At 70.1% G+C, this 3896-nt stretch carries 4 protein-coding genes; 1 reads left to right on the top strand and 3 read right to left on the bottom strand.

The window, feature by feature from the left end; all coding sequences use genetic code 11:
- Positions 1-35 precede the first annotated feature (35 nt).
- Positions 36-221: a hypothetical protein gene (locus ACFWJ4_RS41060; protein WP_380554429.1), complete on the bottom strand. Its 186-nt coding sequence runs from the start codon at positions 219-221 to the stop codon at positions 36-38.
- A 363-nt stretch (positions 222-584) separates the two neighbouring features.
- On the opposite strand from ACFWJ4_RS41060, the gene ACFWJ4_RS41055 reads away from it, so the two are divergent.
- The gene (locus ACFWJ4_RS41055) at positions 585-2132 is read left to right on the top strand and encodes an ISL3 family transposase (protein ID WP_380554431.1); all 1548 of its coding nucleotides are present in this window, start codon (positions 585-587) and stop codon (positions 2130-2132) included.
- 449 nt (positions 2133-2581) lie between these two features.
- On the opposite strand, the gene ACFWJ4_RS41050 is transcribed toward ACFWJ4_RS41055, so the two are convergent.
- Both ACFWJ4_RS41050 and ACFWJ4_RS41045 read right to left on the bottom strand, forming a co-directional pair.
- A complete protein-coding gene (locus ACFWJ4_RS41050) occupies positions 2582-3142 on the bottom strand; it encodes a hemerythrin domain-containing protein (RefSeq protein WP_359904108.1) in 561 nt (186 codons plus the stop codon).
- A gap of 150 nt (positions 3143-3292) precedes the next feature.
- The gene (locus ACFWJ4_RS41045) at positions 3293-3865 is read right to left on the bottom strand and encodes a type 1 glutamine amidotransferase domain-containing protein (protein WP_380554426.1); all 573 of its coding nucleotides are present in this window, start codon (positions 3863-3865) and stop codon (positions 3293-3295) included.
- Positions 3866-3896: the final 31 nt, after the last annotated feature.

The following is a 3896-nucleotide window of genomic DNA, read 5'->3' as shown; positions in this document are numbered from 1 at the left end:
TAGCTCGCTGGGCTCATAACCCAGAGGTCGCAGGTTCAAATCCTGTCCCCGCTACCACGTACGTCGAAGGGCGGACACACATCGTGTGTCCGCCCTTCGACGTACCAGCCTGTGTTCAGGCCATCCGCACCGGCGTCCAGGCGCCGTCGCACCTCGGCTTCTCCGAGCGTCGCCGCCACCAGGTGCAGAGCGGGGCTCGGGGGCGACCCGGTGAGCAGCACGCGGATGGCCTGAGACGCCGCGGGCCGACTGCGACGTCTGCCGCCCGGCCGGTGGCCGGGCGGCAGACGCGAGGCAGGGCACCGAAACCAACGCAGCTTCGGGAGGGCAGAGCCGAACCGACGTGGACTTCTATGCCGTGATCCCGCGATCCTGTGACCGAGCAGTCCCAGGCGTTCCTACTTGCCGGGCAGGAACTCGGTGTCGCCGACGGGTGAAATTAGGTTCTGGATCACTTTCCGGGCTCTGTCGCTGATTGAGGGGTTCGCGCGGGGCCACAGATAGGTGGGCATCACCTGGGCGTGGCTGATGGAGTTCGGGTCGCTGACCTGCTCTTCCCGGGTGTCGGGGTGGAGATCGAAGAGATGATTGTCGGGGAGGGCGAGGTTCGCCTTGCCGTACGGTCCGTGGCGGCGTCGGCCGCCTGTCCGGGATGCGAGCACAGATCGTCGCGGTTGCACTGCTACTACAAGCGGCGACTGGCAGATCGCCCCGTAGCCGGCAGGCGGGTGCGCCTGGAACTGAGAGCGCGGCGTCCGGTGTGCGGCAACGACCGGTGCGGGCGGCGGACGTTCGCCGAGCAGATCCCGGATCTGACGTCCCGACACGCTCGCCGCACGACCGCCCTCACCGCTCAACTCACCGAGATCGCACTGTTCCTGGGAGGGCGGGCCGGAGCCCGGCTCTCGGGACGTCTGGCCATGACCGCGTGCAGGGACACACTGCTGCGCCTCATCCGAGCACTGCCCCTCCCATCATCGGGCCTCGTCGCGCGCCTGGGTGTGGACGAGTTCGCCGTGCGCCGCGGTCGCACCTACGCGACGATCCTCATCGACATGGACACCCACCGCCCGGTCGACGTCCTCACGGACCGCACCGCCAACACCTTCGCCGCCTGGCTGCGCGACCACCCCGAGGTGCGGATCATCTGCCGTGACCGCGCCGGCTCCTTCCGCGACGGCGCCCGCGCCGGTGCGCCACAAGCCCAACAGGTCGCCGACGGCTGGCACCTCCTGCACAACCTCGCCGAGGCCGTCGAACGCGTCGTCGGCCGCCATCGCGCCGACCTGCGCGAACCCCTCACCGCCGGTGACAACCACGATGACGTGCCCCGTTCCGGGACCACCGCCCTCAACGAGCTGGACATCCACGGCAGGCCGCGTCCCCTGGTCGCCCGGACCCGTGAGCGCCACCAGCAGATCCACGAACGCATCGAACGCGGCCACAGCTTTCGTGCCATCGCCCGTGAACTCCGCCTCAGTCGTGGCACCGTCCTGCGCTTCGCCCGAGCCGCCGACGTCGAGCAACTCCTCGTGGCCGCGACCCACCGCCCCAGCCTGGTCGACGACTACCGGCGCTACCTGCACCACCGGTGGATGGAGGGCTGCACGAACGCCGCCGCGCTCACGCGGGAGATCCAGCAGTTGGGCTACCGCGGGGACGTCAACACCGTCCAGCGGCACCTGCGGCCCTACCGCAACGGAGCGATCCCGGCGGAGGCCCCGCTTCCTCACTTGACCGTGCGCCGCGTCACGGACTGGATCATGCGCCGACCCGACCGGCTCGACGACACCGAACGCAAGTGCCTTGAGGAGCTGTGCGAGCGCAGCCCCGCGCTGGCCACGACCACCGAGTACGCCCGGCGCCTGGCCACCATGGTTCGCGAGCGCCGCAGCGAGCACCTGGCCCTCGACGTCTGGCTCGCCGATGTCCGTCTCGACGGACAACGAGAACTCCGCTCGCTGGCCGGCGGGATCCGACGTGACCGCGCGGCTGTCCTCGCCGCCCTGACCACCACCCTCACCTCGGGCGCTGTCGAAGGCAACGTGACCAGGATCAAACTGCTGAAGAGACAGATGTACGGCCGGGCCAACTTCGACCTCCTGCGACGCCGCATCCTCCTGTCACCGTGATCAACAAGGAGGAACCCCTCAATCAGCGACAGAGCCCGGAAAGTGATCCAGAACCCGAAATTAGGGCCACGGACGGCGACGGCCAGGACGTGGTCGTGCTTGGCCTCCTCCTGGCGGGCCCGGAAGTCCGGGTGGCACAGGTACCGGGCCGGTCGGCGGCGCACCCACCACCTGGATGCGACCGTTGAACCTGGGACAGATCCACAAGTCCGTAGGCGCCGGCGAGGGGCCCGGACCCTTGAGTCGGGCCACGGCATCGTCGTCACCTAGCGTCGCACCCGTCGCATCGCGCTAGAGGAAGCCGCGCCCGTACCGAACCCGGTGCCAGCCGCGACGGGGGTTCACTGGACGTCAGACGGGTTGTCCGTCGCTCCGGCAGCTGGTCGTACGGATCGTCACCGACTGCGACCGGCGGCCCCACGGTCGATGGGTTCGGGCGCCGCGCGGGGTCAGTGCGGTCCGCCCGGAGCCCGGAAGTCCCGCACCCGCTCGACGACCGACCGCTCAGGTGGCGGCAGGCGGTCCGCCGGGCGTTCGGTGGGTGGCTGATGGCGGGGCCGACCGGTCGAGGACTCCTTGGTCTCCCGCGCCCTGACCGCGAGGTCGCGCAGCTCGGCCTCGCTCGTTACGGCCCGTACGGCCGGGAAGAGCCGCGCCTCCTCGTCGCCGGCGTGCCGGGTCACCTCCTCGGCCAGCCGGGCGACCAGCCGGTCGAAGCGGGGCGAGGTGACGTGGGTCGGGCGGAGTTCCTCCAGCAACGCCTCCACCGCGCGGTGGTCGGCGAGTTCGCGTTCCACAACGGCCGGCCCGTCGGCCAACCGGTCCCGGGCGATCGGATAGAGGTGTTGCTCCTCCGCCCGGGTGTGGCGGACCAGTTGATCGGTCACGAGATCGGCCAGGTCCTTGCGCTGCAGGTCCCCACTGGGTACGCCACTGAGTTCGCTGAAGTGGACCAGCACGGACCGGTGGTCGGCGGTCAGCTGCTCCAGCAGGTCTTCGTCGTAGTGCACGGCGAATGCTCCGTTCTGTGTCCTTGCCGGGTAGGGGGCGGCCCGCCGGCGGGCCCTGAAGCCCCGTCTCCGTCATGGGCGGGTTCCCATCGCCCCTGCGTGTCCCTCGGGAGCCCCGGAGCCAAACGGTCGTCCGCACGTGGCCCGCACTCAGCGCGGGTCGGCGGCCCCGGCCCGGGTACGCAGCGCGGCATCGATTCCCCGGAGGAAGTGTTCGAGGTCACCGGGGTTGCGTGAAGTCACCAGCCGCCAGTTGTTGGCGTCGTCCGTGACCAGCGGTTCGTCGGCCCAGGTGGCGCCGGCGTGGGCCAGGTCGGTACGCAGCGACGGGTAGGAGGTGAGCCGCTTGCCGTAGGCCACGCCCGCTTCGGCCAGCAGCCATGGGCCGTGGCAGATGGCGGCGACGGACCGTCCGGCGGTGGTGAAGGCGAGCACCGTGTCAACGGCCGCCCGGTGGAGCCTGAGGGTGTCCGCGTTGATGGTGCCGCCCGGGATGAGCAGCAAGTCGTAGCCGCTGGCGTCGACCTCGTCGAGGGTGAGTGTCGGTTGCACTGTCTCGCCGGGCTCCCTGTCCCCGACCAGGGTGCGGATCCCGTCCTGTTCGGGGGCGGCGATGTCGACGTGGACGCCGTTCTCGCGCAGGTGCAGTACGGGGACGAGCAGTTCGTCCTGTTCGACGCCGTAGTTCGTCACGATCGCCAGGACCTTGCCGTGCTGGGTCATTTCTCCTCCTGGTACGCGGATTTCCCTCGGG

The organism is Kitasatospora sp. NPDC127067 (genome assembly GCF_042724755.1).
Lineage (GTDB): Bacteria > Actinomycetota > Actinomycetes > Streptomycetales > Streptomycetaceae > Kitasatospora > Kitasatospora lactacystinica.
This window is presented reverse-complemented; position numbering and strand designations above follow the sequence as displayed.

Coding starts and splice junctions, on each gene's coding strand:
- ACFWJ4_RS41055 (WP_380554431.1), top strand. CDS start 585: ATGATTGTCGGGGAGGGCGAGGTTCGCCTTGCCGTACGGTCCGTGGCG.
- ACFWJ4_RS41045 (WP_380554426.1), bottom strand. CDS start 3,865: ATGACCCAGCACGGCAAGGTCCTGGCGATCGTGACGAACTACGGCGTC.